Source organism: Streptomyces sp. NPDC048604, assembly GCF_043199435.1.
GTDB lineage: Bacteria > Actinomycetota > Actinomycetes > Streptomycetales > Streptomycetaceae > Streptomyces.
The window spans coordinates 18,449-44,085 of the sequence record NZ_JBICVX010000012.1 but is presented as its reverse complement, the minus strand read 5'-3'; the positions used below and the strand labels follow the sequence as shown (position 1 = coordinate 44,085).

Annotated in this window: 28 protein-coding genes and 3 pseudogenes; 14 read left to right on the top strand and 17 right to left on the bottom strand. The window is 72.6% G+C overall.

The genetic code is table 11. The features are described 5' to 3' along the window. Positions 1-60: 60 nt before the first annotated feature. The gene (locus ACGFMM_RS23980) at positions 61-855 is read left to right on the top strand and encodes a hypothetical protein (protein WP_393648468.1); all 795 of its coding nucleotides are present in this window, start codon (positions 61-63) and stop codon (positions 853-855) included. On the opposite strand, the gene ACGFMM_RS23975 is transcribed toward ACGFMM_RS23980, so the two are convergent. Beyond that, the gene (locus ACGFMM_RS23975) at positions 837-1,175 is read right to left on the bottom strand and encodes a hypothetical protein (protein WP_393648467.1); all 339 of its coding nucleotides are present in this window, start codon (positions 1,173-1,175) and stop codon (positions 837-839) included. The two genes, ACGFMM_RS23980 and ACGFMM_RS23975, sit on opposite strands and share 19 nt — an antisense overlap. 35 nt (positions 1,176-1,210) lie before the next feature. After that, positions 1,211-1,636, bottom strand: coding sequence for a hypothetical protein (locus ACGFMM_RS23970; RefSeq protein WP_393648466.1), 426 nt, complete (start codon positions 1,634-1,636; stop codon positions 1,211-1,213). Between the two features lie 239 nt (positions 1,637-1,875). Between ACGFMM_RS23970 and ACGFMM_RS23965 the strand changes: the two genes are divergently transcribed. Then, positions 1,876-2,613: a transporter substrate-binding domain-containing protein gene (locus tag ACGFMM_RS23965; protein ID WP_393648465.1), complete on the top strand. Its 738-nt coding sequence runs from the start codon at positions 1,876-1,878 to the stop codon at positions 2,611-2,613. 180 nt (positions 2,614-2,793) lie between these two features. Further along, positions 2,794-2,962: pseudogene (locus tag ACGFMM_RS23960) on the top strand (IS630 family transposase); the annotation flags it as partial. On the opposite strand, the gene ACGFMM_RS23955 reads toward ACGFMM_RS23960, so the two are convergent. Then, the gene (locus ACGFMM_RS23955; protein WP_393648464.1) at positions 2,962-3,726 is read right to left on the bottom strand and encodes a maleylpyruvate isomerase family mycothiol-dependent enzyme; all 765 of its coding nucleotides are present in this window, start codon (positions 3,724-3,726) and stop codon (positions 2,962-2,964) included. The pseudogene ACGFMM_RS23960 and the gene ACGFMM_RS23955 sit on opposite strands and share 1 nt — an antisense overlap. Before the next feature lie 419 nt (positions 3,727-4,145). Continuing rightward, positions 4,146-4,433 (bottom strand): hypothetical protein, encoded by a 288-nt coding sequence (locus ACGFMM_RS23950; protein ID WP_393648463.1) that lies wholly within the window; start codon positions 4,431-4,433, stop codon positions 4,146-4,148. A 153-nt stretch (positions 4,434-4,586) separates the two neighbouring features. Between ACGFMM_RS23950 and ACGFMM_RS23945 the strand changes: the two genes are divergently transcribed. From ACGFMM_RS23945 to ACGFMM_RS23930, 4 genes and pseudogenes are all read left to right on the top strand, one after another. After that, positions 4,587-4,715: a hypothetical protein gene (locus tag ACGFMM_RS23945; RefSeq protein WP_393648462.1), complete on the top strand. Its 129-nt coding sequence runs from the start codon at positions 4,587-4,589 to the stop codon at positions 4,713-4,715. A 100-nt stretch (positions 4,716-4,815) separates the two neighbouring features. Next, positions 4,816-4,962 (top strand): hypothetical protein, encoded by a 147-nt coding sequence (locus ACGFMM_RS23940; protein ID WP_393648461.1) that lies wholly within the window; start codon positions 4,816-4,818, stop codon positions 4,960-4,962. A 200-nt stretch (positions 4,963-5,162) separates the two neighbouring features. Next, positions 5,163-5,726, top strand: a complete 564-nt coding sequence (locus tag ACGFMM_RS23935; RefSeq protein WP_393648460.1) for a hypothetical protein — start codon at positions 5,163-5,165, stop codon at positions 5,724-5,726. Continuing rightward, positions 5,657-5,863: pseudogene (locus tag ACGFMM_RS23930) on the top strand (hypothetical protein); the annotation flags it as partial. The gene ACGFMM_RS23935 and the pseudogene ACGFMM_RS23930, both read left to right, overlap by 70 nt. On the opposite strand, the gene ACGFMM_RS23925 reads toward ACGFMM_RS23930, so the two are convergent. Both ACGFMM_RS23925 and ACGFMM_RS23920 read right to left on the bottom strand, forming a co-directional pair. Next, positions 5,857-6,249, bottom strand: a complete 393-nt coding sequence (locus tag ACGFMM_RS23925; RefSeq protein WP_393648459.1) for a hypothetical protein — start codon at positions 6,247-6,249, stop codon at positions 5,857-5,859. The pseudogene ACGFMM_RS23930 and the gene ACGFMM_RS23925 sit on opposite strands and share 7 nt — an antisense overlap. Further along, positions 6,246-6,797: a GNAT family N-acetyltransferase gene (locus ACGFMM_RS23920; protein WP_393648458.1), complete on the bottom strand. Its 552-nt coding sequence runs from the start codon at positions 6,795-6,797 to the stop codon at positions 6,246-6,248. The genes ACGFMM_RS23925 and ACGFMM_RS23920 overlap by 4 nt, the downstream gene beginning before the upstream one ends. 93 nt (positions 6,798-6,890) lie before the next feature. Between ACGFMM_RS23920 and ACGFMM_RS23915 the strand changes: the two genes are divergently transcribed. Beyond that, positions 6,891-7,490 carry a dihydrofolate reductase family protein gene (locus tag ACGFMM_RS23915; RefSeq protein WP_393648457.1) on the top strand — a complete coding sequence of 200 codons (600 nt, stop codon included), beginning with the start codon at positions 6,891-6,893 and terminating at the stop codon, positions 7,488-7,490. A 63-nt stretch (positions 7,491-7,553) separates the two neighbouring features. Here ACGFMM_RS23915 and ACGFMM_RS23910 read toward each other — a convergent pair whose 3' ends face one another. The 4 genes from ACGFMM_RS23910 to ACGFMM_RS23895 all read right to left on the bottom strand — a co-directional run bounded on the left by ACGFMM_RS23910 (position 7,554) and on the right by ACGFMM_RS23895 (position 11,448). Then, a complete protein-coding gene (locus ACGFMM_RS23910; protein ID WP_393648456.1) occupies positions 7,554-8,990 on the bottom strand; it encodes a serine/threonine-protein kinase in 1,437 nt (478 codons plus the stop codon). A 73-nt stretch (positions 8,991-9,063) separates the two neighbouring features. Beyond that, positions 9,064-9,495 (bottom strand): PaaI family thioesterase, encoded by a 432-nt coding sequence (locus ACGFMM_RS23905; protein ID WP_393648455.1) that lies wholly within the window; start codon positions 9,493-9,495, stop codon positions 9,064-9,066. Further along, positions 9,492-10,700: an aromatic ring-hydroxylating dioxygenase subunit alpha gene (locus ACGFMM_RS23900; RefSeq protein ID WP_393648454.1), complete on the bottom strand. Its 1,209-nt coding sequence runs from the start codon at positions 10,698-10,700 to the stop codon at positions 9,492-9,494. The genes ACGFMM_RS23905 and ACGFMM_RS23900 overlap by 4 nt, the downstream gene beginning before the upstream one ends. 103 nt (positions 10,701-10,803) lie before the next feature. Next, the gene (locus ACGFMM_RS23895; protein ID WP_393648453.1) at positions 10,804-11,448 is read right to left on the bottom strand and encodes a TetR/AcrR family transcriptional regulator; all 645 of its coding nucleotides are present in this window, start codon (positions 11,446-11,448) and stop codon (positions 10,804-10,806) included. Positions 11,449-11,536: 88 nt separating this feature from the next. Between ACGFMM_RS23895 and ACGFMM_RS23890 the strand changes: the two are divergent. Both ACGFMM_RS23890 and ACGFMM_RS23885 read left to right on the top strand, forming a co-directional pair. Beyond that, positions 11,537-12,359: pseudogene (locus tag ACGFMM_RS23890) on the top strand (IS5 family transposase). Between the two features lie 195 nt (positions 12,360-12,554). Next, positions 12,555-13,085 carry a hypothetical protein gene (locus tag ACGFMM_RS23885; protein ID WP_393648452.1) on the top strand — a complete coding sequence of 177 codons (531 nt, stop codon included), beginning with the start codon at positions 12,555-12,557 and terminating at the stop codon, positions 13,083-13,085. Between the two features lie 236 nt (positions 13,086-13,321). Here the strand turns inward: ACGFMM_RS23885 and ACGFMM_RS23880 are convergent, their stop codons facing one another. Beyond that, positions 13,322-13,954: a glyoxalase gene (locus tag ACGFMM_RS23880; protein ID WP_393648451.1), complete on the bottom strand. Its 633-nt coding sequence runs from the start codon at positions 13,952-13,954 to the stop codon at positions 13,322-13,324. A gap of 243 nt (positions 13,955-14,197) precedes the next feature. Between ACGFMM_RS23880 and rox the strand changes: the two genes are divergently transcribed. The 3 genes from rox (at position 14,198) to ACGFMM_RS23865 (ending at position 18,338) form a co-directional block, all read left to right on the top strand. Beyond that, entirely contained in the window at positions 14,198-15,640 is a 1,443-nt protein-coding gene (rox, locus tag ACGFMM_RS23875; protein WP_393648450.1) for a rifampin monooxygenase, read from the top strand. A gap of 116 nt (positions 15,641-15,756) precedes the next feature. Beyond that, positions 15,757-17,094 carry a GH1 family beta-glucosidase gene (locus tag ACGFMM_RS23870; protein WP_393648699.1) on the top strand — a complete coding sequence of 446 codons (1,338 nt, stop codon included), beginning with the start codon at positions 15,757-15,759 and terminating at the stop codon, positions 17,092-17,094. Continuing rightward, positions 17,091-18,338, top strand: coding sequence for an MFS transporter (locus ACGFMM_RS23865; RefSeq protein ID WP_393648449.1), 1,248 nt, complete (start codon positions 17,091-17,093; stop codon positions 18,336-18,338). The genes ACGFMM_RS23870 and ACGFMM_RS23865 overlap by 4 nt, the downstream gene beginning before the upstream one ends. 75 nt (positions 18,339-18,413) lie before the next feature. On the opposite strand, the gene ACGFMM_RS23860 is transcribed toward ACGFMM_RS23865, so the two are convergent. The 6 genes from ACGFMM_RS23860 to ACGFMM_RS23835 form a co-directional block, all read right to left on the bottom strand. After that, the gene (locus ACGFMM_RS23860) at positions 18,414-18,977 is read right to left on the bottom strand and encodes a GAF domain-containing protein (RefSeq protein WP_393648448.1); all 564 of its coding nucleotides are present in this window, start codon (positions 18,975-18,977) and stop codon (positions 18,414-18,416) included. A gap of 29 nt (positions 18,978-19,006) precedes the next feature. Beyond that, on the bottom strand, positions 19,007-19,846 hold the full coding sequence (locus tag ACGFMM_RS23855; protein ID WP_393648447.1) for a S8 family serine peptidase: 840 nt from the start codon (positions 19,844-19,846) through the stop codon (positions 19,007-19,009). Then, entirely contained in the window at positions 19,843-23,085 is a 3,243-nt protein-coding gene (locus ACGFMM_RS23850) for an adenylate/guanylate cyclase domain-containing protein (protein ID WP_393648446.1), read from the bottom strand. Before ACGFMM_RS23850 ends, ACGFMM_RS23855 begins: the two co-directional genes overlap by 4 nt. A 75-nt stretch (positions 23,086-23,160) precedes the next feature. Further along, complete coding sequence (locus tag ACGFMM_RS23845) at positions 23,161-23,379, bottom strand: aroma-sacti cluster domain-containing protein (protein ID WP_393648445.1); 219 nt, start codon at positions 23,377-23,379, stop codon at positions 23,161-23,163. Beyond that, complete coding sequence (locus ACGFMM_RS23840; protein WP_393648444.1) at positions 23,376-24,044, bottom strand: iron-containing redox enzyme family protein; 669 nt, start codon at positions 24,042-24,044, stop codon at positions 23,376-23,378. Before ACGFMM_RS23840 ends, ACGFMM_RS23845 begins: the two co-directional genes overlap by 4 nt. After that, positions 24,041-25,153: a radical SAM protein gene (locus ACGFMM_RS23835; protein WP_393648443.1), complete on the bottom strand. Its 1,113-nt coding sequence runs from the start codon at positions 25,151-25,153 to the stop codon at positions 24,041-24,043. The genes ACGFMM_RS23840 and ACGFMM_RS23835 overlap by 4 nt, the downstream gene beginning before the upstream one ends. A 292-nt stretch (positions 25,154-25,445) precedes the next feature. Here ACGFMM_RS23835 and ACGFMM_RS23830 point away from each other — a divergent pair, with 292 nt between their 5' ends. Further along, the gene (locus ACGFMM_RS23830; RefSeq protein ID WP_393648442.1) at positions 25,446-25,568 is read left to right on the top strand and encodes a hypothetical protein; all 123 of its coding nucleotides are present in this window, start codon (positions 25,446-25,448) and stop codon (positions 25,566-25,568) included. The last annotated feature ends 69 nt before the right edge of the window (positions 25,569-25,637 follow it).

Below are 25,637 nucleotides of genomic sequence, written 5' to 3'. Positions count from 1 at the left end.
CCGCGATACCGGCAGAGGGACAACCCCATTCGGACCTGCGGGACTTGCCATACTCGCCGGATGGAGACGCAGGACATGGAGGCGGCGCGGCGTTGGCTGGCCGACCAGGGTGTGAGCCGGGTGCCCGACGGGTGGGTGAGCGCCGAGGCGCCCGGCACGCTGCTCACGGCCGGTCAAGTCGCGCAGTCCTGGGCCGGCGACGTGTTCGCCGAGGCCGGCGACGTGTTCGCCGAGGACCTGGAGGCAGCCGACCAGGTACGGCTGGCGTTCGGGCTGCTCGACCTCCTTGGCGAGTACTGGGTCACGTGCGAGATCCGGTTCGCGGACCAGGGCCCCGAGGGTCCCCTACCCGCCGACGTGTTGTGGGACGGCTACCGTCGGCGGCTGGAGGCGGACGGGAACGCCGAGCCGCTCACCTACTCGTTATGGGTGGACTGGTTCGAGGACCGCGGTACTGCCGCGACGGCCTTCGCCGAAGTGCTCGGCAACGACATCGACCGGGTGGTGGCCGAGCGATCGGAACCCCTGCTCCGCCGGGCCCGGCGGGTACTGGAGTGCTCGGGACCGGTGCCCTGGCAGGTGAAGGCGCCGGTCTACCTCGTCGCCGCACGCGAACCCGCCCTTCGCGCAGCACTCTTCCACGGCCTGCGGGCGAGCTACCACGACGTCCACGGCGACCTGGAACCCTTCGCCGCGCTGGCCCTTCTCGACCGGCTGGAACTCCCGCCGGACACCCGGCACCTCGCGGAACTGCGCCACGTGCTCGCCTGCGGCCACAAGAACCACTACCGCAGCCCCGACGCCTGGGAGGAGGCGCTGCGGTCGGCCGCCGCGGGCTACTCCGACAGTACGTAGCCGTCCGTCTCGTCCCACGGCACGTCATGGTCGTCCACATGAACGCGCCACTGCGCTCCGGGGATCGCCCGGCGCAGTTCCGTCAGCGAGGCGAGCACGTGGTCGAGGACGGGCTCCACGCGTTCCCATTCGAGCGGGAGCTTCGTGGACCCGGCGAGGACCTCGTCCGGAGGCGTCGTGCGGTCGTAGAGGTAGAGGGACTCTTCGTCGTCATAGGGGAAGGCGTCCATGTGCGCGGTGACGACGCGTGCGACCTCGGCGCTCTCGGCCCCGGTCAGCGGTTCGGCGCGCGTCGCGCTGTAGTAGAGGGAAACGCTCATGGCAGGAGCGTATGCGGAGCGCTCCGGCGACGTGATCAGGCGACCAGAGCCACCAGTCCCGCCACCACCACTCCGGCGCCGGCCAGCAGCACGGCGCCCGACAGCAGGAAGATCACGGCGCCGAGCACGAGTTGGCCCGTGGCGCGCCCGCCGACGGACGTGTTCTCGGGGTCCTCGGGGTCGTACGTGATGTCGGCCCGCTCCGCACCCCCGTCCGCGCCGGTGCGCACGCGCGTGACGCCGTCGGCGTCGACGTACGCGTACGTGTACTGCCGGGTGCCGTTGTAGACGTCGGACCCCTGCAGCCGTCCCTCCACGGTGATCCCCCGGGTGCGCAGCGCCCAGGCCTCCCGGAGCAGTTCCCATGAGGCGTGCGCGCCCAGCCCGCCGCAGGCGATCGGGGCGGGAGCCGGCGCCCAGAGGAATACGAGGACCCACTCCCCGGCCGCCGCCAACAGCACGAGCCCCAGAACGTAGCCGCCCCAGAGGCCTCCCCGGAGGAGTCGTGTGCGGCTCGGCGGGGTTCGCTCCAGCGGCGGCTCCCCCGTCACCGGTTCTCCGTTGAGGTCATGCGCGCACCTTAGGCCGGAAGGGATGGTTCCGCGGCGTGACGATGCGAGGTGGCCTGAAGCGTCCGATCAGCGCCGCCGCGGAGGTGAGATTCGGGATCGGTCCGGTCTCCCTCCCTAGACTGCCGTGCATGACCGACGAACCCTCCCCCGCCCCCGACCTCGTCTCCGACCTGGCCCCGACCGGCGTCCTGCGCGCCTCCATCAACCTCGGCAACCCGGTCCTAGCCCAGGGCGCCCCGGACGCGCCCTCCGGCATCACCGTCGACCTGGCGCGCGAGTTCGGTGCGCGACTCGGAGTGCCGGTGGAGCTACTGTGCTTCGACGCGGCGCGGAAGTCGTACGAGGCGATGGCGACCGGGCTGGCCGACGTCTGCTTCCTGGCCGTCGACCCGGCGCGGGAGGCTGAAGTGGCGTTCACAGAGCCGTACGTCGTGATCGAGGGGGTGTACGCCGTGCCTCGCACATCCGCGCTCCGCACGCCGGACGACGTGGACGCGCCCGGCGTCCGGGTCGGCGTCAAGGCAGGCTCCGCGTACGACCTGTTCCTCACCCGGACCCTGCGCCACGCGACGCTCGTACGGGGCGAGGAGGGCGTCGACACCTTCGCCGACCAGGGGCTGGAGGCGGGCGCGGGGATCCGCCAGCCGATGACCGCGTACGCCGCCGCTCATCCCGAAGTACGGCTCATCGAAGAGCGGTTCATGCAGATCCGGCAGGCCGTCGGCACACCCGTGACCCGGTCCGCCGCGACGATCGCCTTCCTGCGGTCGACCGTGGAAGAGCTCAAGACGAGCGGCTTCGTCGCCGAGTCCCTCCGGCGCGCCGGACAGGACGAGGGCCTGCTCGCACCGCCGGCGGCGCTCTAGCGTCCTGAGTCCTTGATCCGTCGTTGATCAATGCATGGGACGTCCTGGGCCGAAGCCGGCCGAGCTGGTGCTGTCGGATTCCGAGCTGCAGGTGTTTGGTGCGTGGGTGCGAGGCCAATCGACGTCGCAGGCCCTCGCATTGAGAGCACGGATCGTGCTGGCCTGCGCCGGGGTCGAGCCAAGCTCCGCCGCGGCGTCCACCGCTCCGTCCAGGCCCTGGAACGCGACATCCGAGCCTGGGTCGCCGACTGGAACGACGACCCCCGCCCCCTACATCTGGACCAAGACCGCCGACCAGATCCTCGAGTCCCTCGCCACATACTGCCGACGGATCAAGGACTCAGGACATCAGTCCCAGTCCTGCAGCTGCTGGAGGAGCCCGGCGTCGCCCTCCATCCGCACCGCGTCGGCCGGGACGCGCATGTACATCAGCAGGGCCAGCTCGCTCGCCGTGCCGTGGAGGGCGGCGGTGGGCTTGCTGTCGGCGGCCTCCGCCGGGGTGAGGCGGGTGAAGCGGGAGCCGGCGGCATTCAGCGTCTGGCGCCAGGAGCGGCCCTCGGCCGTGTGGTAGTCCATGGTGGCGGGCTCCCCCGGCCACGGAGTCGTGACGGTGCAGACGGTGGCGAGGAACTCCTCGGCAGCGTCGAGCGCCTCGGTCGTCGGCAACTCCTGCGGGGCGCCGGAGGCCAGCTGGGCGTCGTAGGTGTGAATCATCGACTCCGGGACGCGGCGGCGGGCCACCGCGGCCACCGTGTGCGGCGAGGCCAGCGGCTCCCACCAGGCCCAGCAGGCCCGGTCCGGGCCGGCCTCGCGCAGGGCGGCCAGCAGCTGCTCCGTCGAGTCGGCCAGCCAGGTTATGAGGGCCTCGCGCTCCCTGGGCGCCGCCAGCCCGTCCTTGCTCGGCCGCTCGTCGCCCGGCGCGGTGTTCAGCACGATGTGGGCCCAGAAGCGGTCCCCCTCGCTGAGGTGGTTCGCCAGGTCGTACAGCTTCCACCCCGGGCAGGACGGGACGTCGGCGTCGAGGCTCGGGGCGGCGGTGATCGCGGCGCGGAACGCGGCGGACCGCTCGTCGATCATCTGCAGCAGTGTGGGGAAGTCGAGATTCTCAGTCACGCGGGATCTTGTATCACCCGGCCGGATGCTCACGCACCTGATTAAGTCGCGCCCCTGGTGTCCTGAGTCCTTGATCCGACAGCACCAGCTCGGCCGGCTTCGGCCCGGGACGTCCCATGCATTGATCAACGACGGATCAGGCGAGTTGGCGCTCACCGGCAGGACCTCGGCGCTCGCGGTTGCGGACCTGGTCGTCGACGACGTGCTCGTGCCGCCGTGCGGGACCGCGCTGGGCTCGGGATGGGCGCGCGGGCGGTGTAGCCGCTGCTGGTGGTGCACCGCCCCCCGATCCGACGCCGGCGCGAGGCGGGGGCACCGCAGTGGGCGGGCGTGCACATCCTCGGCCCTGACCGGCTGCTGCCGACGCTGGTGGCCGCTCCTCGTGTGCGGGATCCGCGGCGTGCGCCAGTGCTGGGCGGTCAGCCTCTGGTCGCCTTCATCTCGGACAGGCCCTTGGTGAGGTCCTCGGCGTTCATGACCGGCACTACCGACACCTCCGCGTTGAGCTGCATGAAGAGGTCCTCCATCAGCGCCGGCATCCGTGAGGGATTCTCAAGGTCGAAGACCATCCAGCAAGTTCGTACGCCTTCGTTCAGGCCGAAGTAGGCGGCCTCCGGCTTGAGGGTTTCCATCAGGTTCTTCATGGTCCCCTGAAGGGCACCGCTCTTGAGGGCCTGGTTGCCCGTAGGCGTGTCGAGGTGGGCCATCAACATGACTCTCATGTGGGACTCCTTTCGTCGTTCCTTACCGTTGGGCATTCGCCCAGGGTCGGCAACCTCACAGGCCCGTCCGGGCCTGTACCTGCCCCGGACCGGTTCACGGTCTGGTTGGAGGGGAACTGGCGGTACCTGACGTCGCAGATGACGACGGAGCAGCGCGAGTACGCCGCGGACCGCGCCGCGAACAGCGGCTACCTGGCCGCCGTCAACGGCGACGAGCAGCGTGGCGAGCCGGATGGGCTGCGCTGGTGGCGGGAGGTCGGCCGATGACCGCCGGACGGTCCGCCGCCGCGCGCGCCGCCGGCCAGGAGCCGTGCCCACAGGCCCCGGCGGCGGACCGGGCGCGTCTACCCGCAGGACAATCGGGTCCGTGTCGCGCGATGAGGTGATCACCGCGGCGCGGGAGTTCCCCGAGCTGGAGATGTGCGACATCTGCAAGCCGAGGGGCCTCCTCGGCATCGACAAGCCGGCTCTAGGCCGGAGGATCGTGGTGGGGGCTCCGGAGGACCCGGCCTAGATGGGTGTCTGGCCGGTGGGCGTGGCTCCCTGGTGCGGAAGGTAAGGCACTTGAACGCACGTTCCGCTTGGCAAGGGGGCTGCCCCGTCTCGGACGCGCGACAACCTCGGCAATCAGGGTGAGCCTGTGCAGTGGCTCCAGGACAAGTCGGCGTCACACCGCCACACTCTGAGGGAAGCTGGCCAGAGAGGCGGTACCGGATGAGCAGCACGGTGGTGCCACTGGTGATCGCATTCCTGGGGATCGTCGGGACGCTCGCATCGGCACTCATGACACAGCGGCTCGCCGAGAAGGCCAAGGCCAAAGAACTGGATCACTCAGCACGGCAGCGTGTCGAGGAGCGGCAGCACGAAACCAGACGCGCGATGGCAGAGGCCGTTCGGACCTGCTACGTCAGGTTGAACACGGCGTCACTCGACTACCAGTCAGAGCTCAACCATTTCTGGCATGCGCTTCGGGTCAGCCGTGTCACGGATGACGTGAGATCTCGTCTGGACGACGCAAGGCGGGAGCACCGGGCGCGGTACTCCGAGGCGCAGATGCGGGTTCCGGACGACGTGCTCACCGTGGTCGACGGCGTCCATCGCAAGCTCAACCACCTCTATGGGGTTCTCAAGCGTCTGGACGGCGGGGTCACGGTGCGCTTGGAGGACGATGTGTCCCTGGACGAAGCGCACCATCAGATCATGGGGCTCTGGGAGCAGCTCACGGCGATACGCCGCACCATGCGTCTGAGCATCGGTGTGACTCAGGACGGTCCCTAGTGCTGTGGCCGCGAACCTCTGCCGGCCTGCGCAGCCGTGACGACGCAGACTTCGTCGTGGCGACGGCCACCACCCGCCCCACCTCACTTGGCATGCCCTTCACCCGCTGGTCGATCCGCAGGCTCGCCGATCACCTGCCCCCCGCGTCCCAGCCTTCGGCGCGGGCCCTGATCTGTTCCCGGATCCCCCGGGTCCAGCCCTCCGGGTCCGCGTCGTAGCGGTCGCACATCTCCTGCCAGCGGGCCAGGCCGCCGCCGATGGCGTCGTGCGAGGGGTACCAGTCGACAGCGCCCGCTCTGCCGTGCCGAAGGAGAGAGGGACTGGTCGGGTCCGTGCACAGGTCGAAGCCGTGCAAATACTGCAGGCCCGTCTCCCAGGGGGGTTCGAGGTCGCTGAACGCGCCGTCGCCCTCGACCCAGTGGAGCGTCCACACGTGCACGGCCTCACGCGTCTCGTTGCCCCTCCCCAGGGCGCTCCAGTGCGCGGCGACGTCGGCTCGGGTGGGCGGGGTCGGAGGCGTCATGCTTCCGTCCCTGCCGGTTCGTCGTCCGAGGCGAGTCTCGCGTGGCGTTCCACGTCGTAGCGGGCGCCGTCGTACTCCAGCTTCCGGCGCTCGATGCCCTCCGCCGCGAAGCCCGCCGCCAGGGCCACCTTGCAGGACGCGGGATTGTCGAGCCGGTGGCCCAGTTCCAGCCGGAACAGGCCGAGGTCGTCGAACGACCACCGGGCGAGCGTCCGGCAGGCCCGTGACGCGACGCCACGGCCTCGGGCGGCCGGCGTCGTCCAGTACGACACCCAACCGGTCCCGTGGCGGTGGTTCACGGCGCCGACCGACACGTTGCCCAGCACGAGATCCGCGGCGTCCACCACGGCGAAGGCGTAGGCCGCGCCCGACGCCCATTGGTCGGTTCGATCCGTCAGCCATCGTTCGGCGGCGCTCCGGGAGGTGATCGGCTCGACCGTCTGCCGGCTCATCACCGGATCCTCGAACGCCGTCAGCACGGCCTGGACGTCTCCGGGAGTCCACCGACGCAGGGCCAGGCCCGCCGACGTCTCGCAATGATCACGCATGCCGGGAGTGTCGCCCTCGCGGCGGTCCCGCCGCCAGCGGTTTGCTGTGGGCAGACTGTCCGGGGGGACCCGCACGGCAACGAGGAGAGCACGATGGGCAAGGTCATCACCGGCGCGACGATGTCCCTCGACGGATTCATCGCCGGGCCCGAGGAGACCGGCTTCGACCTGCTGTTCCAGTGGTACGGGAACGGGGACGTGGAGATCCCTTCGGCGAGCCCCGACGTGCCTCCGTTCCGGATCTCGGCGGCGAGCGCCGAGCTGGTGAGACACGAGTGGGCGGACATCGGGGCGCTGGTCGTCGGCCGGCACCTGTACGACCTCACGAACGCCTGGGGCGGGCGGCATCCGCTGGACGTGACCACCGTCGTCCTCACCCATCGCCGCCCGGACGACCGGCCGGAGGACGACGAGGACTTCGTCTTCGTCACGGACGGCATCGAGGCCGCCGTCGCCCGGGCGCAGGAGCTGGCCGGGGAGCGGAACGTGGTGGTCAACGGCGGGCAGATGGCCCGGCAGTGCCTGGAGGCCGGGCTGCTGGACGAGGTCGGCGTCGAGCTGGTGCCGGTGGTGCTGGGCGGCGGGAAGACGCTGTTCGGGGAGCTCGCCGGCACGCCGGTGCAGTTCGAGGGGCCCGTCGCCGTGGTGCAGGGCACCGGCGTCACGCATCTGCGTTACCGGGTGCGGAAGTAGTGCCGCGCCACCTGCGGGTACCGCCCCCGGTCCCTTCGGGCCGGCGGGCGGGCTCGGCGACTCCTACGCGTAGTACTCCAGGACCAGCGGCAGGTCCGCCAGCCACTCCCGGAGGCGGGAGCGGCGGCGCGCCGCCAGGAAGCACTGGTGGACGGATCCGTCGTGGAGGCGGACGGTGACGGTCATCTCCCGGGGGCCCAGGACCGTGTGCTCCACGGCCGCGATCGCCGGCCAGGGGAACTCCAGGTCCCCGGCGTCCGAGCCGAACGCGACGCCCGCGGCGTCGATCAGGACGGAGCGCTGCGCGGTGACCGCCGTGAAGGACACCTCCTCGACGTGAGCGCCGGCGAACGCGGTCGGCGCCTGGTACGGCGGGAAGCCCTGGGAGGGCGCGTACGGAGGCGGCGGGGGCGCCATGACCGCGGGGGCGTAGGAGGCGGCGGGGAAGACGGGTGCGGCGGGGGCCGGGGGCATGGCGGCGTGCGCAGGCGTGGTGGGGTGCGCTGGCGTCGCAGGCGTGGTGGGGTGCGCGGGCGTGACGGGGGCTACGGGTGGCACCGGGGACACCGGTGGCACGTGGGCCACAGGTGCGGCGGGAACGACAGGTGCAACAGGTGTGACGAGCGTGACCGCGACCGTGGGGGCCTGCGGCAGTGCTGTGTCCGGGACGAACAGGTCCAGCAGCCGGGCCGGCGTGGGCCGTTCGGCCGGGTTCTTCGCCAGGCACGCCGCCAGGACCGGCCGGAGGCCGTCCGGTACGGCCGTGAGGTCCGGCGCCTCGTGGACCGATCGGTACATCAGGCCCATCGGCGTACCGCCGCCGAACGCGCTGCCGCCGGCCGCCGCGACGAGGACGGCGCCGAGGGCGAAGACGTCGGCCGCGCCGTCGACTTCCTGGCCGAGCGCCTGCTCCGGTGCGAGGAAACCGGGTGTGCCGAAGGCCGTGCCGGTGGCCGTGAGGCGCGTCGACTCCAGCGCGCGTGCGATGCCGAAGTCCAGGACCCGCGGACCGTCCGCGGCCATGATGATGTTGCCGGGCTTGAGGTCGCGGTGGACCAGCCCGCAGCGGTGGATCGCCGCCAGCGCCTCGGCGAGCGCGGCGCCGAGCTGCCGCAGCGCAGCCTCGTCCCTCGGCCCCTCGGACTCCAGCAGGCGGGCGAGCGTGGGCCCGGGGATGTACGCCGTGGCCAGCCACGGCGCCGCGGCCTCGGGGTCGGCGTCCACGACGGGGGCGGTGTGGAAGCCGCCCACGCTGCGGGCGGCGGCGACCTCGGCCCGGAACCGCTCGCGGAAGTGCGCGTCGCCCGCGAGCTCGGGGCGGGCCACCTTCACGGCCACCGGGCGTCCGCCGCGCGAGCGCGCGAGGTAAACGGTGCCCATGCCGCCGGCCCCCAGTTCCCGCTCGACGGCGTACCCGCCGATGCGCGTGGGCAGGCCGGGCGCCCGGTCCGCACCTCCCGTACCGCCGGCACCGTCCCCGTCGACCGGCCCGTGCACCATGAACTGTCCGCCTCCCCCTGTGTTCCGGCGCATCAGTATGACGCAGGTTCACAGGGCGGGTTCGCGGCGTCCGTCAGCTCTGCCGGCCGCGGTCGCCCGCGGCGACGATCGTGCCCTGGGCGACGGCCACCAGGCGCTCCTCGCCGTCGGCCGACACCGTGTGGATGGTGCACTGGCAGACCGACTGCCGACGGGTGGTGACCAGCGCTTTGGCGCGGGCGACGACCGTTTCGCCGGTGGCCGGCTTGGCGTAGTTGACCTTGTATTCGGCCGTCAGCGCGTCCCCGCCGAGGGCGAGGCCGCCCGCGAAGGTCAGGGCGTTGTCCGCCAGGTAGCTCAGCACGCCGCCGTGCACGAAGCCGTGCTGCTGCAGGAGTTCGGGGCGGATGCGGACGCGGATCTCGGCCGAGTCCGGGCCCACTTCCGTCAGTTCCGCGCCCAGGAACTTGCTGAACGGCTGGGCGTCGAAGATGCCTTGTGCGAAGGCGCTGAGTTCGGTGGTCATGCGTGCTCTCCCATCGTTGTGCCCGTCTCGTCCGCGACGTCGTCCGGTACGCCGTCCGGTACGGCGAGCCGTGCGTCGATGCTCTCCTGGAACATGGCGAGCAGGCCCTCGGCGAGCCCCAGGACGTGGTGGTCGCTGCCGCCGTGGCGCAGCGTGCGCTGCACGTCCTCGGCGATGGCGAAGTCCTCCTGGTCGAACACGTCGTCGTTGGTGAACCTGAACCGCTTCTCCAGCGCGCTCTGCCCCTTCGACCCGGGGAAGTCGTCGGCCCGGTAGAGCATCTCGTGGGTCCAGACGGTGCGCTCGGCGCTCAGCGGCCAGAACGTGTTGATGGACACGTAGTCCGGGTGGAGGATGAAGAAGGTGTTCGGGAAGAGCGTGTAGTACACCGACGCGTAGTCGAGGATGCGCCACTCGTCCTCCGGCTTCAGACCGCACTCCTCGACGTTGGTGCGGGCCGCGGAGAGCCGGATGTGGGGTCCGTCCTCGTCGTGGGCGATGACGCCGCGCTTGAAGGCGAAGGCAAGGGTGTCCCGGTGCAGGTACGGAACGTGGTAGCCCTCGAGGTAGGTCTTGATCAGGAGCTTCCAGTTGGCCTCCTTCACGACCTTGGTCTTCTTGTACGGGACCAGGGAGGCCACGTCGAAGTTCACCAGGTCGTCGTGGAAGGCGCCGAGGAAGCCGGGGATGTCGAGCGGCGCGTCCGCGCTGCGGGCCACCCAGATCATGCCGCCCGCCTCGGTGGCCGGCAGTTCGACGAGGCCGTAGTCGCAGGGGTTCACGCCGGGGAAGTCGTGCTTCCGGGTGATGCCCTTGAGTGCGCCGTCGAGGCCGTAGACCCAGCCGTGGAAGGGGCAGACGAAGTTCTGGACGGTGCCGGCCTGCTCGCGTGTGAGGCGGGCGCCGCGGTGGCGGCACTGGTTGTAGAAGGCCCGGACCCGGCCGTCCTCGCCGCGTACGACGAAGTACGGGAACTGGTCCCAGTCGCTGGTCAGGTACGCCCCGGGCTCCCGCAGGGCCGAGGAGTGGCCCGCGACGAGCGGGAAGCGGGTGAAGGCGGAGGCGAGCTCGCGGTCGAGGAGCGTCTCGTCCGTGTAGGTGGAGGTCGGGATCGTGACGACCCGGTCGAGCATCTCCTCGTCGCGGCGCGTCTCGCGTAAGGCGAGCAGGCGCTTGAGCATGGCCACTTGCTCGCTCTGCTTCATGGTGTCCCCCCGGTGCCGAGCAAAGAACTGAATCCGTGTTCAATTCATGGTACGGAACGAGGACAGTGCGGCGCAATGATGTTCGAGTGCAGTCGGATGACAGTCAGTCAGATCGAGATATCGTGCCGCCGTCACCGACGCCGCCGAGCGCGCGGAAGCAGAACGCGCGGATTTCCGCGACCAGTTGGGCGTCGGCCGCCTCCGAGCCGTCGGCCGTCGGGGCGAGCCGGCCGACCAGCGCCTCGGAGATCGCGCCGATCACGGCGGATGCGACGATCGGCGCGTTCTGCCGGGCGAAGAGCGACTGCTCGATGCCGTCGCGGACGACGCGCTCCCCCAGCTCCGCGTACGCCCGGCGGTACACCAGCCGCTCCCCCTCCACCGCCGGGGACACCGGCTCGAAGAGCAGCGACCAGGCCATGCGGCGGCCCTGCAGGGCGCGTTGGGTGAAGGTGTCGATCAGGGCGTCCAGGCGGGCGGGGCCCGTCGGGGGCGCCGCCTCGACCGCCGCGCGCACCACGGTCAGCTCGCGGTCGGCGGCGCGCCGGAACACCGCGGCGAGCAGTTCGTCCCGGCTGCCGAAGTACGAGTACAGCGAGCCCGTGCTCGCCCCGCAGGCACGGGCGATCGAGCTGACCTTGGCCCCGGCGAAGCCCTCCCGGGCCACGAGGTCGTGCGCCGCTTCCAGGAACGCGATCTGCTTCTCCTGGGCGTGCCGTCTCGTCCGTTCCGTCTGCCGATATGCCATCGCCGCCAGAGCCCTTCCGTGCCGCACCGTCGAACAAGGGGCCGCGGAGCGAACCGGAGCCCGGAAATCCGAGCACAGAGCCTAAGGGTTGTCCCGTCAGTGTGGTTGCGGAGAGGGCTCGTCATCGCCGTTGCTGCCCCGGCCTGCGCTGGGGCGGCCCCGGCTGGACGACCGGATGGTCCTCAACGGGATCGTGTGGAAGTTCCGCACCGGTGTCCTCCGGCGGGACGTGCCCAAGCGATACGGCCAGTAGGCCAGCCTCCACACCCGCTTCCGCCGCTGGGCGGCGGACGGTACGTTCGACCGGATGCTGCAGGCCGCGCAGGCGAAGGCGGACGCGGCGGGTGGCATCGATTGGCTGGTGTCTGTCGACCCCACCGTTTTCCGCGCCCACCAGCACCCCGCCGGGGCCCGAAAGGGGGGCACCAAAGCCCGGCCCTCGGCCAGTCCAAAGGCGGCCTGACCAGCAAGATCCACCTCGCCTTCGACGCGGTCGGCCGCCCGCTCGCATTCGTCCTGACGTGCGGGAACACCAACGACTGCACTCAGTTCACCACGGTGATGGACGCCAACCGCGTACCCCGGACCGGACCGGGCCGGCCTCGGACCAGGCCCGATCACGTCATCGGCAACAAGGGCTACAGCTCGAAGGCGATCCACACCTGGCTGCGGCGCCGCGGCATCCTGCACACCATCCCCGAGCGGGCCGACCAGGTACGCAACCGGGCCCGGAAGGGCAACCTGGGCGGCCGCCCTCCGGCCTGCGACAAGGAGGTCTGCAAGCACCGCACCCTCGTGGAACGGTGCTTCAACCGCCTCAAGCAGTGGCGGGGCATCGCCACCCGCTACGACGAGACCGCCCAGCCCTACAAGACCGCCGTCACCCACCATCGATCCTGATGTGGGCCTGACACTCTGACGACGATTCAGTAGTGCTTTAGCCGCGGCACCGGCTCCGCGGCCCAGGCGCACTGCCGGGCGGGCTGTCTCTCGTCAGTTGGTCCGACTGGTCGGATCTGTCGGTGGGTCGCGCCGGGGTGTTCTGGACGGCGGGAAAGCCGAGGTTATGACTGAAATCGCATGGCGGTTTTGTCATGTGACCATCCATGAGCATCAACCTCAGGAGCCACCCGATGCGCCCCATCAGAGCAGCCTGTCTCGGCACGGCCACTGCGCTGGTTGCCCTTCTCGCCTGGGCCCCTGTCGCGCCCGCAAACGCGACGGACTCCCATTCCGCCCACGCCAAGCCCAAAAACTCCCGGGTCATCACACTCACCGGCCGGCTCGCGCAGCAGACGCGCTTCCCCGTCAACTCCAGCGGCCCCTCCCAGGGTGATCGGACCGTCTTCCGCTCGACCCTCCACGACGCGACCGGCAACCAGGTCGGCGAAACCGGCGGCTCCTGCACCACCACCCGGGTCGCCGACGGCGGAGCGGAGGCGTGCTTCGTGACCTACGTCCTCCCGGGCGGCCAGCTCTCCGTGCAGGGGATGGTCTTCGGCGTCGTCCCGGGCCCTCCCGCTTCGTTCGACAACGCGATCACCGGCGGCACAGGGGAATTCGACCGGGCTCGTGGCTCGGTCCACGTCGGGCCGATCGTCAATGGCGCGAGGACATTCACGATCTACCTGAAGTGACTGACCCTGCCCGCCGGTGAGAAGGCCGGCCCGCCCTCGGCACAGCCCACCGACTCGATTGGTCCCGCTGACGACGCCACCACCGGGTCCTGGCGCCAGTCAGGCCCGCGGCGTCCGGTGCCGTGCATCGCGAGGCGCAGGATCGCCTTCGTACTGGACGTACTGGGATGACTCCGACAACGAGACGAGGTGTGATGCCGGGCGCCGCGGCCGAGGCGCCACCTTGGCGACAGGACCTAGCGACCCACGGCCGGCACCGCGCTCTCCCAGGCGAAGCCGTCCGGATCGGTGAAGGCGGCCCGCGGTCCCGTGCCGGTGATCGCGAGGCGGCGTGACCCGCTGCCATCCGGGTCGACGCCGACGTCCTTCGCGAGGGCGCGGCGGCGGTACAGCGCAAGCTTCACCTCGCCCGGACCGGACGCGAACTCGGCGTACACGCGGCCGAAGCTCTTGCCCACGGTGAGGCCGTGCTCGGCGTAGAAGCGCTTGCTCGCGACCACGTCGGCGACGCCGAGCAGCAGGACCGTCTCGTCGACGCGTCCGGTGGCCGGTCCGGTGTTCTTCTTCGCCGAGGTCGCGATCTTCCAGATCGTCCCGTCGGGCGCCTGGACGACGCCGCCGTAGCCCCAGAGCGACTTCGCCGCCGGCTTCAGGGTCGTCGCGCCCGCGTCGCGGGCGGCGGCGATCAGGTGGTCGACGTCGGCGGGCTGGGAGACGGTGAGGGCCATGATGAACCCGCGGAAGCCGGTCGTCGGCTCGTCGGAGGCGCGCAGAGCGAGCTGCTCGCCGAGACCGAACGCGGTCGTGTAGAAGCGGTCGGCGGCCGTGACGTCGGCCACCTCGAGGAGGACGGATGCGATGTTTGCCATGCCCTCCACGCTAGGGACGGCAGGGGTTCCGGCGCTTCTCCGATCCTGATCGCTTCGATCGTGCCCCCTGCCCGCCCGATTGCTGCGACCGTGCGGAGAAAACAGAACGTGCGGAGAAAACAGAAAAGGCAAGGAGTCATGCGCTCCTCGCCACTCTCAACTTATAGCGCACGGGGGGCCTTGCGGCAAGGCCCCGGTGGTGCTGCAGAATCGCCGACCTGAGCGAAAGTGCAGGGGGATGCCATGAGCGAAGTCACGTACGACGTGATCGTGGTCGGCGGCGGGCCGACCGGACTGATGCTGGCCGCCGAGCTGCGGCTGCAGGCCGTGAACGCGGTGGTGCTGGAGAAGGCGGCGCAGCCGACCGGGGAGGTCCGCGCGCTGGGGCTGCACGCGCGCAGCGTGGAGATCATGGACCAGCGCGGTCTCCTGGACCGGTTCCTCGCCGAGGGACAGCAGTACAAGGTGGGCGGGTTCTTCGCGGGCCTCGGCACCTCGTGGCCGGCGCGGCTGGACACGGCCCATTCGTACGTCCTCGGCGTCCATCAGGACGTGACCGAGCGGCTGCTGACCGAGCACGCCACCGAGGTCGGCGTGGAGTTCCGGCGCGGCAGCGAGCTGGTCGGGCTGAGCCAGGACGAGGACGGGGTCACCGCAGAGCTCGCCGACGGCACGCGGCTGCGCTCGCGCTACCTCGTCGGCTGCGACGGCGGCCGCAGCACGGTGCGCAGGCAGCTCGGCGTCGGTTTCCCCGGCGAGCCGGCGCGCGTGGAGACGCTGATCGGGGCGATGCGGGTGGACGTGTCGCCGGAGACGCTGATGGCGAGGATCGCCGAGGTCCGAAGGACCGTGATCCGCTTCGGCGCCGTGCCGCTCGGGGACGGGGTGTACCGCTTCGTGGTGCCGGCCGGCGGCCTGGCGGAGGACCGTACCGTGGCGCCGGGCTTCGAGGAGTTCAAGGAGCGGCTGCGGGCGGTCGCGGGCACCGACTTCGGGGTGCACTCGCCGCGTGCGCTGTCGCGGTTCGGCGATGCCACGCGGCAGGCCGAGCGCTACCGGGTGGGCCGGGTGCTGCTGGCCGGCGACGCCGCGCACATCCACCCGCCGACCGGCGGGCAGGGGCTCAACCTGGGCGTCCAGGACGCGTTCAACCTGGGCTGGAAGCTGGCGGCGGCGGTGAACGGCTGGGCGCCGGAAGGGCTGTTGGACACGTACGAGAGCGAGCGGCATCCGGTGGCCGCGGCCGTCCTCGACAACACCCTGGCGCAGATGGAGCTGATGTCCCTGGAGCCCGGCGCGCAGGCGGTACGCCGGCTGCTGGCGGAGCTGGTGGAGTTCGAGGAGGTGAACACGTACCTGATCGAGAAGCTCACCGCGATCTCGGTGCGCTACGACGTCGGCGAGGGGCACGAGCTGCTCGGGCGGCGGCTGCGGGACGTGCGGTTGAAGCAGGGCCGGCTGTACGGGCTGATGCACGGCGGCCGCGGGGTGCTGCTCGACCAGACGGGCCGGCTGTCGGTGGCGGGCTGGGTGGACCGGGTGGACCACGTCGTCGACGTCAGCGAGGAGCTGGACGCGCCCGCGGTGCTGCTGCGGCCGGACGGGCACGTGGTCTGGGTGGGCGAGGACCAGCAGGGGCTGGTGGACGCGCTGCCGAGGTGGTTCGGGGCCTCCACCGCGCACTGAGCCCGCGCCGCCGGAGGGCTCCCGGCATGGGCCGGGAGCCGCCGCCGGGAGAAGGGGCCAGGGAAGATCAACTAACGTTTCGTATCGGGCCATTGACTTCTTACTGGCCGGTAATGATGATCGCGGGCATGGCTGACACCACAGACCGTCTTCCCGATTTTCCGCGCGACTTCCTGTGGGGCGTCTCGACGGCCGCCCACCAGATCGAGGGCGCCGTCGACGTGCGCAAGCCCTCCGTGTGGGACCTGTTCACCGCCGAGCGGGGCAACGTCAGGGACGGGTCGACGGCCGAGGTGGCCTGCGACCACGTCGCGCGGTACCGCGAGGACGTGGCGCTGATGCGCGAGCTGGGCGTGGGGGCGTACCGCTTCTCCATATCCTGGCCGCGCGTCCAGTCGCCGGGCGGGCTCGACTTCTACGACCGGCTCGTGGACGAGCTGTGCGCGCAGGGGATCCGGCCGGTGCCGACCCTGTTCCACTGGGACCTGCCGGCGGACCTGGACTGGCTGGAGCGGGACACCGCGTCGCGCTTCGCCGACCACGTGGCCGTCGTCGCCGACCGGCTGGGCGACCGGGTGACGAAGTGGATCACGCTCAACGAGCCCGCCGAGCACACGCTCCTCGGCCATGCGCTGGGCACGCACGCGCCCGGGAAGAAGCTGCTGTTCGACGCCCTGCCCGTGGCGCATCACCAGCTCCTGGCGCACGGTCTGGCGGCGCGGGCGCTGCGGGCGGCCGGCGTACGGGACATCGGCATCGCCAACTCGCACGGCCCGACCTGGCAGGCGTCGGCGGATCCGGCCGACGCGGAGGCCGCCGAGTTCTACGACGTGATCCTCAACCGGCTGTTCTCCGACCCGCTGATCCTCGGCACGTACCCGGAGGGGCTGGCCGAGCTGATGCCGGGGGATGTGGCGGCCGACCTCGAGATCATCTCGCGGGACACGCTCGACTGGTACGGGATCAACTACTACCAGCCCACCAAGGTCGGCGCGCCCGGCGGTCCGGAGGAGGACGCCACCGAGTTCTCCGGGATCTCGCTGCCGCCCGGTCTGCCCTTCTCCGTCCAGGAGATCGAGGGCTACCCCGTCACCGACTTCGGCTGGCCGGTCGTCCCGGAGGCGCTGACCGAGCTGCTCGTCGGCTTCCGCGAGCGCTACGGCGACCGGCTGCCGCCGGTGATGATCACGGAGAACGGCTGCGCGTACGAGGGCGTGGACGACCAGGAGCGGATCGCGTACCTGGACGGGCATCTGCGGGCGCTGCACAAGGCGATGGAGGCGGGCGTGGACGTGCGCGGCTACTTCGTGTGGTCGCTGATGGACAACTTCGAGTGGGCGGAGGGGTACACGAAGCGGTTCGGCCTCGTGCACGTCGACTACGACACGCAGGCGCGCACCCCGAAGGCCTCGTACCACTGGCTGCGCGACGCACTGCGGGCGAACCGCCCGTGACCGTCGCCGCCGCGTCGTTCGCGGAACCGGCGGAGCGGGTCGGGCGGGGGTGGACGGCCGCGCTGTCCCTGGCCAACGGGGCGATCTGGGTCGGCTGGTACGGGCCGCTGCAGATCCTGCTGGCCAGGCAGGCGGAGCTGTTCGCGCCGGCCGCCGGGATGTCGAAGGAGTCCCTGCTCGCCTGGGTGACCGGGGTGGGGGCGGTGGTGTCGCTGGTGGCCAATCCGCTGTTCGGCGCGGTGTCGGACCGGACGGTGTCACGGCACGGCCGCCGTACGCCGTGGATCGTCGCCGGCTCGGCCGGCGGGGCGCTGTCGCTGCTGCTGCTCGCGGGCGCGGACGGCCCGGCGATGCTGTTCGTCGGCTGGGGACTGGTCCAGCTGACGCTCAACGCGGCGTTCGCGGCCGTCACGGCGGCCGTGCCGGACCGGGTGCCGCGCGTGCAGCGCGGGGCGGTGGGCGGCTGGCTGGGGGCGGCCCAGCTCCTGGGCGTGGTCGTCGGGACGGGGCTCGCGACGGCGGTGGGCGGCGTCGGCGGCGGGTACGCGGCCTGCGCGGTGTTCACGCTGGTGGGCGTCGCACCGTACGTCCTGCGCTATCCCGACCTGCGGCTCACGGCGGCGGACCGGGCGGCGTGGTCGTGGCGACGGTTCCTGGCGGGGTTCTGGCTGAGCCCACGACGGTACCCGGACTTCGGGTGGGCCTGGCTGACCCGGTTCCTGGTCAATCTCGGGAACGCGCTCGTCCTGCTGTACCTGTACTACTACCTGCGGGACGGACTGCGGTACGAGGATCCGGAATTCGGCGTGCTGATCCTGACCGCCGTCAACGGCGCGACGCTGCTCGCCACGGTCGTCGTGGGCGGCTTCTGGTCGGACCGGGTGGGCCGGCGCAAGCCGTTCGTGCTGTGGTCGGGAGTGCTGATGGCCGTCGCCACGGGGCTGCTCGCGGTCTGGCAGACGTGGCCGGGCGCGGTGGTGGCGGCGGCGGTCCTCGGCATCGGGTTCGGCGTCTTCACGTCCGTCGACTTCGCGCTGATGACGGACGTGCTGCCGGAGGCGAAGGACCGGGGCAAGGACCTCGGAGTCATCAACGTCGCCAACGCCCTGCCGCAGGTCGCGGCGCCCGCCCTGGCCGCACCCCTGGTGAACGATCTGGGCGGCTACCCGGTGCTGTTCCTGACGGCGGCTGGAGTGGGCCTGGCGGGCTCGCTGCTGGTACGGCGGATCCGCGGGGTGGAGTGAACCTGAGCATGAGCCTGAGCGTGAGCATGGGTCTCACCCTGAAGTCGAGGTTGAGGCCGGCTCCCGCCGGGACGTCTACTCCTCGAGCAGCTCGCGGGCCTCGGAGAGGAGGCGGAGGAGTTCCGTGCGTGGCGGCGTCGCGGAGGCCGGGGCGCGCGTGAGGACGTGCAGGGCCACCGCGGCCTGACGGGCGAACAGGAAGAGCAGGTCCAGCTCGGGGAGGCCGGAGCGGGCCTGCGGGGACGGGTCGAGCACCTCCAGGACGCCGAGCGTGCGCTCCCCGCGGACGAGCGGGGCCGCCATCAGCGCGCCGGGGACGAAGCCCGTGGACTTCGCGATGTCCCGGTCGAACGAGGTGCTGTCGCGCAGATCGTCGACGATCATGGGCTCGCCGGAGGCGGCCACCCAGCCCGCTATGCCCCGTGCGGCCGGGAAGCGGCGGCCGACCAGGAACTCCTGGCCCTGCCCGGACACGGCCTCGAACCGCAGTTCGTCCGCCGCGTCGTCGAGGAGCAGGATGGAGCTCGCCTGCGCGCCGAAGATGGCGCGGGCGGTGTCCACCACGGACTGCAGGAGTTCCGCCAGGGCCGGGTCCGGCCGGGCGGGCGTGGACACGGCGGGATCGATCGTGTGGGCCATGGGGTTCCCTTCCGGCTCCGGGCGGGTCGTCACCGGCGTCCGCCGTCGCGGACGCGGACGTTGGCTGCGGACAGGTACAGGGCGTTCTTCACCTGGAACGGCGTGAGGCGGGGTCTGCTCGACAGGATGCGGGCGCACAGGCCCGCGACGAACGGGGTGGCGAAGCTGTTGCCGGAGCTGAGGATCGAGTCGCCGCCGAGCCACGCCACCCGGACCTTCTGCCCAGGTGCGAAGAACTCCACCGGCGGCTCGGGGTTGTAGAGGTGGAGGTCGGGGTCGTCCTCTTGGTGGCTGCCGACCGAGATCACCGAGGAGAACCTCCAGGGGAAGCTCTCCACCTGCGTGTTGTGCGCCGAGGCGACGATCACAGTGCGCTGGAAGTACGCCTCGTCAGCCAGCTTGCGCAGCTCCTCGGCGAAGCGGTCGCGGGTGGTGGACAGGCTCAGGTTGACCACGTCGAACCGCTGGCGCACGGCCCACCGGATGCCCGCGAGCAGGACGTCCCCGCTGCCGGAGAAGCGTTCGCCGAGCACCCGGACGCTGGACAGTTCGCAGTCGGGCGCGGTGCGCCGGATGATCCCCGCGCAGGCGGTGCCGTGGCCGCAGGAATCGCCCTCGTCGGTCTCCGCCACGACGATCTCGCCGTCCTCCTTGGACACCCGCCAGGCGTGGGCCAGCGGGCCGACCATGGGGTGGTCGCGTTCGACGCCCGAGTCGACGACGCAGACGCGGACGCCGCGGCCGGTGCCGCCGACGAGGCCGAGCGGGGGGACGTCCGGCGCCCCGTCGGCGTCCACGGGGACGTCGTCGGGGCCGCGGCCGCGCAGGCCCCAGGTGAGGGCGGGTGCGGGTCCGGGGGGCGCGGTCATCGTGCGGTCTCGCTCTCGGGCGCGGGGGTGGACGGTGCCTGGGGCGGCGGGCCGCTGCGGCAGCGGGCGGCCAGGGCGTCGGCCTGGCGGACGGCCGGGAGGTGCCCCTTCGCCGCGAAGCGCCGCCGCGCCTGTGCGGCGGCGTCCGCGGCGTCGGCCGGCCGGCCGAGGGCGTCGGCGGTGCGCGCGAAGTCGAGGGCCGCGACGCCCTGGACGATCGGCGAGTCGGTGCGGGCGGCGGCCGCGAGGGCGCGGGCGGCGAGGCGGGCGGCGGTCTCGTGGTCACCCCGGGCCGCCGCGATGCGGGCGTGCAGGCCGTCGAGGTCCGCGTCGTCCGCGCGGAAGCGGTCCGCGGCGGGTTCGGCCGGCGGGCGGGTGGCGGCGAGGTCGGCGAGGGTGCGCTCGGCGGCGGACGGGTCGCCGTGGTCGAGGCGGATGCGGGCGGCGTCGAGGAGCGCGCTGCGCAGGAGCGGCGTGGCGCCCTGGGCGCGGGACGCGGCGGCCGAGCGCTCCAGGTCGGCCAGCGCGGCGTCCGGGCGGCCGGCGAGGTCGGCCACGGTCGCGGTGAAGATCGGCAGGAAGGCGTCGGCCTCCGCGTACCCGAGCCGTCGCGCCAGCTGTTCGGCCTCCGCAAGGCACTGCTGGGCCCCGTCGTGGTCGTCGTGCAGTGCGAGCAGGACGGCGAGCGGGCAGTTGAGCGTGAGGCGTACGGCGCGGCCGCCCGCGCCCTGTCCGGCGAGCAGCGCACGGCAGTGGGCGACGGCCTCCTCGACGGGGCGGGGCCCTCGCCAGAGCGATACGCCGGTCGCGCCGAGCGCGGCGGCCCGCTCGGGCTCGGCGCCGCTGCGGGCGGCATGCGCGAGCGCGCGGGCGAGCAGCCGCTCCGCCGCCCGGTGCCGTCCCTCTTCCTGGTGTTCCTGCGCGAGACGCAGGCAGGCCCTGGCCTGGCCCAGGTCGTCGCCGACGGCGGCGAAGACGGGGAGGGTGGCGCGGGCGGCCTCGGCGGGCGCTTCCGTCCGGCGCCCGGATCCGCCGGCGGAGGCGAGGGCGAGGCGGGCGTGCGCGGTTTCGGCGGCGTGGGACGCGGCCGCGGCCAGCGGCGGGGTTTCGGCGGCGTGGGACGCGGACGCAGCGGGCACCGCAGATTTGGCAGCGCGGGTCGCGACCGCAGCGGGCGCGGGATCCGCCGTGTCCGATTCTCCGGCGTTCCCGCCCTCGGCCAGCACGGCTTCGAGAAGGGCCACGCCTTCCGCCGCGCGCCCCAGGTCGAGGAGGGTCTGGCCGAGCCGGCGGCGGGTCGTGCGCTCGTCGGGCTCGCCGGGCCGGTACGCGTGCGCCGCCCGGGCGAGCAGGTCCGCGGCCCAGACGGGGTCCGCCTGCGCCAGGGCCAGGCGGCCGGCCTCGGCCAGCGCGTCGGCGGCGCGGCGGCGCAGGCCGTCGGTGTGGGCGTCCTGCGCGCCCAGTTCGACGCGGTAGCGGTGGGCGCGTTCCAAGTGACCGCCGACCACGGCGCTCCCCCGGTCACCGACCGAATCGAGCCGGGCCGCGCGTTCGTGCAGGTCGGCGCGGTCCTGCTTGGACTGGCAGGCGTAGACGACCTCCTGGATCAGCCCCCCGGCGAAATGGAACGCCTCGCCGTCCGACCGGATCAGCCGGTGCCGTACGAGTCGGTGGAGCGTCGTCGTGAGCTCCTGGTCGTCGGCCGGGACGGCGGCGAGCGCCGTCAGTTCGTGCGGGGTGAAGTCGCCGCCCAGGACCGACGCCAGGCCCAGCACGTGCTGCTCCGGCAGGTCGAGCGCGTCGATCCGTGCGCCGATGAGGGCCTGCAGCGGGAGCGGGACGCCGTCCGGGCCGGTCGCGTCGCCGGTCAGCAGCAACTGCTCCAGGTGCAGGGGGTTTCCGCCGGCGCGTCGCAGTACGGGCGCGGGGACGCCGTTCGGAGCCGTCCCGGTCAGCTCGGCCGCGAGGAGTCGCGCCTCGTCGTCGGCGAGGCCGCCGAGCAGGAGGGCCCCGGGGGCCAGTTCGGGGCGGGTGCCGAGGAGTTGGGGGCGAGTGAGCAGGACAGTGAGCACCGCGGCGTCGTCGAGGGCCCGGAGAGTACGGTCCAGGGCGTCGAACAGCGGCTGGGCCGCCCGGTGGCAGTCGTCGATCATGAGCACGACGGGCCCCGTCGCGGAAAGGTCCGTGAGGACCTTGGCGAGCGCGGCGCAGGTGTCGGCGACCGACGGGTGCGGGGTCCCGTTCCGCAGGAGACCCCGGTCGAGCAGCTCCCGTTCGGGCGACGGCGGGGTTGCGGTGCCTGCGGCCAGGAGCGCGGAGACGGCGTCGGCCAGGGGGCCCAGGCTGGACTGCTCGCCCCGGGAGCGGTGGCGGCCCGTCCCGTGGCGCAGGCCGCGGGCCGCCGCCCCGGTCAGCCACTCGTGCAGCAGCCTGCTCTTGCCCTGGCCCGCTTCCCCCGCGACGAGCAGTCGGGCGGGCCGGCGGGTCAGGGTCACCTGCCGCAACGTCTCGTTCAGCAGGGCCAGTTCGTGGTCGCGGCCGACGAAGGCGAGGTCGAAGCGGCGCAGGGCCGCCGGGCCGTCCGACTCGTCCAGGCCGAGGAGGCGGTGGGCGACGACGCGGTCGCTCTTCCCCTTCAGCAGCAGCGGTCCGGTCCGCGACGTCCTGACGCCGGGGCCTGCGGCGTGGAAGGTGTCCGGGCCGATCAGGATCTCGCCGGCGGCGGCGTGCTGCTCCAGGCGCGCGGCGACGTTGACCACTTCCCCGGACACCATCGCCTGCCGGACCGTCGCCGAACCCGTCACCACCTGACCGGTGTTGATGCCGATGCGCATGTCGAGTCGGACGCCGACGGCCTCCTCCAGGCGGGCGTTGAGCCCGGCGAGCGCGTCCCGCATGGCCAGGGCCGCGGCGACGGCCCGGCGGGCGTCGTCCTCCTGGACGGCCGGCACCCCGAAGACCGCCATGACGGCGTCGCCGATGAACTTCTCGACCGTGCCGCCCTGTTCCTCGATCTGCCGTCGCATGAGGTCGAACCAGCGGAGGGTCACCGAGCGCAGCGTCTCCGCGTCGAGGGCTCCGGAGAGCGCGGTGGAACCGACGAGGTCGCAGAAGAGGACGGTGACGACCTTCCGTCCGGTCGCCTTGCCGGCGACCGGCGCGGCCGTGCACGGTGCGCCGCAGGACGGGCAGAACCGTGCGGCGGGCGGCAGTTCGCACCGGCACGAAGCGCAGGGCATGGGTTCCTCCGGTGGGCGCGGAAACGCGGGCTGGGGCGCGGTGGCGGCCGGGGCGAGGCGGCGGCTCGGCCGCCGTCAGAACAGCGCCCCGCCGGCCACGTCGGCGTGCGCCTGCACCTCCGGGGCCGCCTCGTCCAGCCGGCCGCGGATGTCGACGAGCAGGGCCAGCTCCTCGGGGGTCAGTGCGCGCAGCACCTCCAACTGCTCGTCGCTCAGCGCCTCGACGCTGAACCCTGCGGCGGAGAGCGCGTCCAGCGGGGACGCAGCGGCCCCGGCGTCGTCGTGGTCGTTCACGGGTGTCCTCCGGGTTCGGCGGCGAGGGAGAGGAAGAGGCGGGCGAGCAGGTCCGCCGTGTGCAGCGCGCTGACGCACACGACGGTCCGCTCGCCGGAAGACAGCGGCAGTTCGTCGAGTACGCGGTGGATCTCGTCGGCGTGGCCGCCGTCGAGCTCGGCGTGCTCCCGGACCGTGCGGAACGCGGCGTCCGGGAGTCCGGTGGCCGCGGCGAGGCGGCCGGCGAGCGTGGGGGACGGGGCGTGGCCCTCCAGGACGGCCATGTAGCCGAGCAGGGCGACCGGGTGCTCGTGCTCGATCCGGTAGTACTGCGAGCCGGCGAGTTCGACGACCTCGGCGGGCGGTACCGCCGCCGGACCCGCGCCCGCGGCCGCGAGGTCGTCGAGCAGCCAGGCGTCGTGGCCGCGCTCCTCCTCGGCGTGTCTCAGGCAGTACGTGGCGAGCCGCGGCGCGGCCGGTTCGTCGAGCGCGGCACACCGCGCGGCGGCACGTTCGAGCAGCGGCACCGAAGCCCGCACCAGGGCGTGCATAGCCACCAGGTAGCGCACGTAGCGCCGTCTCAGTCCGGTGGGCCGCCAGAGCGCGGCCGTGGCGGCGTCGAGCGCGGGCGCGGCCAGCGCGAGCTTGATGCCCAGCGTGTCGGACGCGGAGAGCGCGGCGCTCATCGCCCGCTCCCCGGCGCTTCCAGCGCGACGAGTTCCGCGTACCGGGCACAGCCGAGGCGACGGACCAGGGCGACCGGTCCCTCGGCGCGCTGCTGCTGCGCCGCGAGCCCGTCCAGGAGGGCGCCGACCGGGCCGCCCGCCTCCCGGGCCGCGGCCGTGAGGACCTCCGGGCTGTCGGCGAGGGCGCGGCAGTCGGTGCAGTAGCCCGTGGGCGCGGCGGCCGGGGTGTGGCGGGCGCGGAGGCGTTGGGGGCCGGCGGCGCGGACCAGGCGGAGTACCGGTGAGGCGAGGGAGCGGGCGCGGACGGTCGGCCAGTCGTCGTCGGCGATGTGGCCGAGCCTCAGGTGCGCCGGGACGGGGCGGCGGTCCACGGTCGCCTGGTTGCAGCAGGCGACCACTGTGCCGTCGAAGGCGACGACCGGCCATGCCGCGAGGGCGCACGGTGCGGCGGCGGAGTCGGAGGAGGAGACGGCACCGGAGGCGGCGCCGGCGGCCGCGGAGACGGGCTTCTGCCGCATCAGGCCCGCTCCGCGGCCCAGCGGGCGGAGTTCGTTGACCAGCATGGGCACGCGGTCGGCGAACGTGCGGCGGATGTCCGTGACGGCGGACGCCAGATACGGGTCGTCCGGGCCGGCGCCCGTGAGGTGGACGCTGACGGGGATCCCCGTGTCGAGCACGGTCCGCAGGGCCCGCAGCACCGCCGCGCGCGGGACCTCGCGCTCGTGGTGGACGTCCAGGCTGGCCGAGAAGTGGTCGAGTGCCGTGATCGCGCGCAAGATCCTCGCCGGCACCCGGCCGTCGCGGGCGAAGAACATGCCGCTGAGGAGAGCCGTCCGGGTCCCGGCCGTACGGGCCTCGGCGGCGAGCCGGGCGGCCAGTTCGGGCAGCAGCAGGGGTTCTCCGCCGGTGAGCAGGACGACCTCGGGGCGGTTCCGCGCATCGAACGAGGCGACGAAGCGCCGTAGTTGCTCCGGGTCGGGGCATTCCGCCGCCTGCATCGAGGAGTTCGTGGAGCAGTGCGCGCAGCTCAGGGGGCAGCGGCGGGTGAGGGTCACCATCAGGCCGCCGCACGGCACCGGTCGCAGGCCGATCAGCTCCGCCAGCTCCACCTGTCCTCCTCCGCGCTCGCGTGCCGCGCGCGCGGCATCGGGCCGAAGTCTGCGGACCCGCGCCGCATTTCCGGTTCACGAACGCCTTCGGATCGGTTAAGGACCTGGTCGGAGCGGGTGCGCGAGGCGCCGCGGGACCATGCGGGGCTGCGTGGTGCCGTGTCCGCGCTGGTCGGCGGGGGTGCGGCCGGTCGCATACCGGGGTCGAACCGGCGGTCAGGCCTTCCCATACCGAAGATCCGTACGTTCCTCGTCAGTCGGCGCAACGGACGCCGTCAAACGAGGAGGACACATGTCCGAGATCACGAACCCCGAGCCGGCCGAGACCGAGTCCGAGGACATCGAGGTCGTCGCGCACAGCGAGGACGAGGAGCTGGAGGCCGGCTGCATCATCAACGGCACCAGCCAGCTCTGACGCCTCCGACCGCGTCCTGAGCACGGAACGGGCCGCCCGGCCCTCGGCATGCAGCGCCGAGAGCAGGGC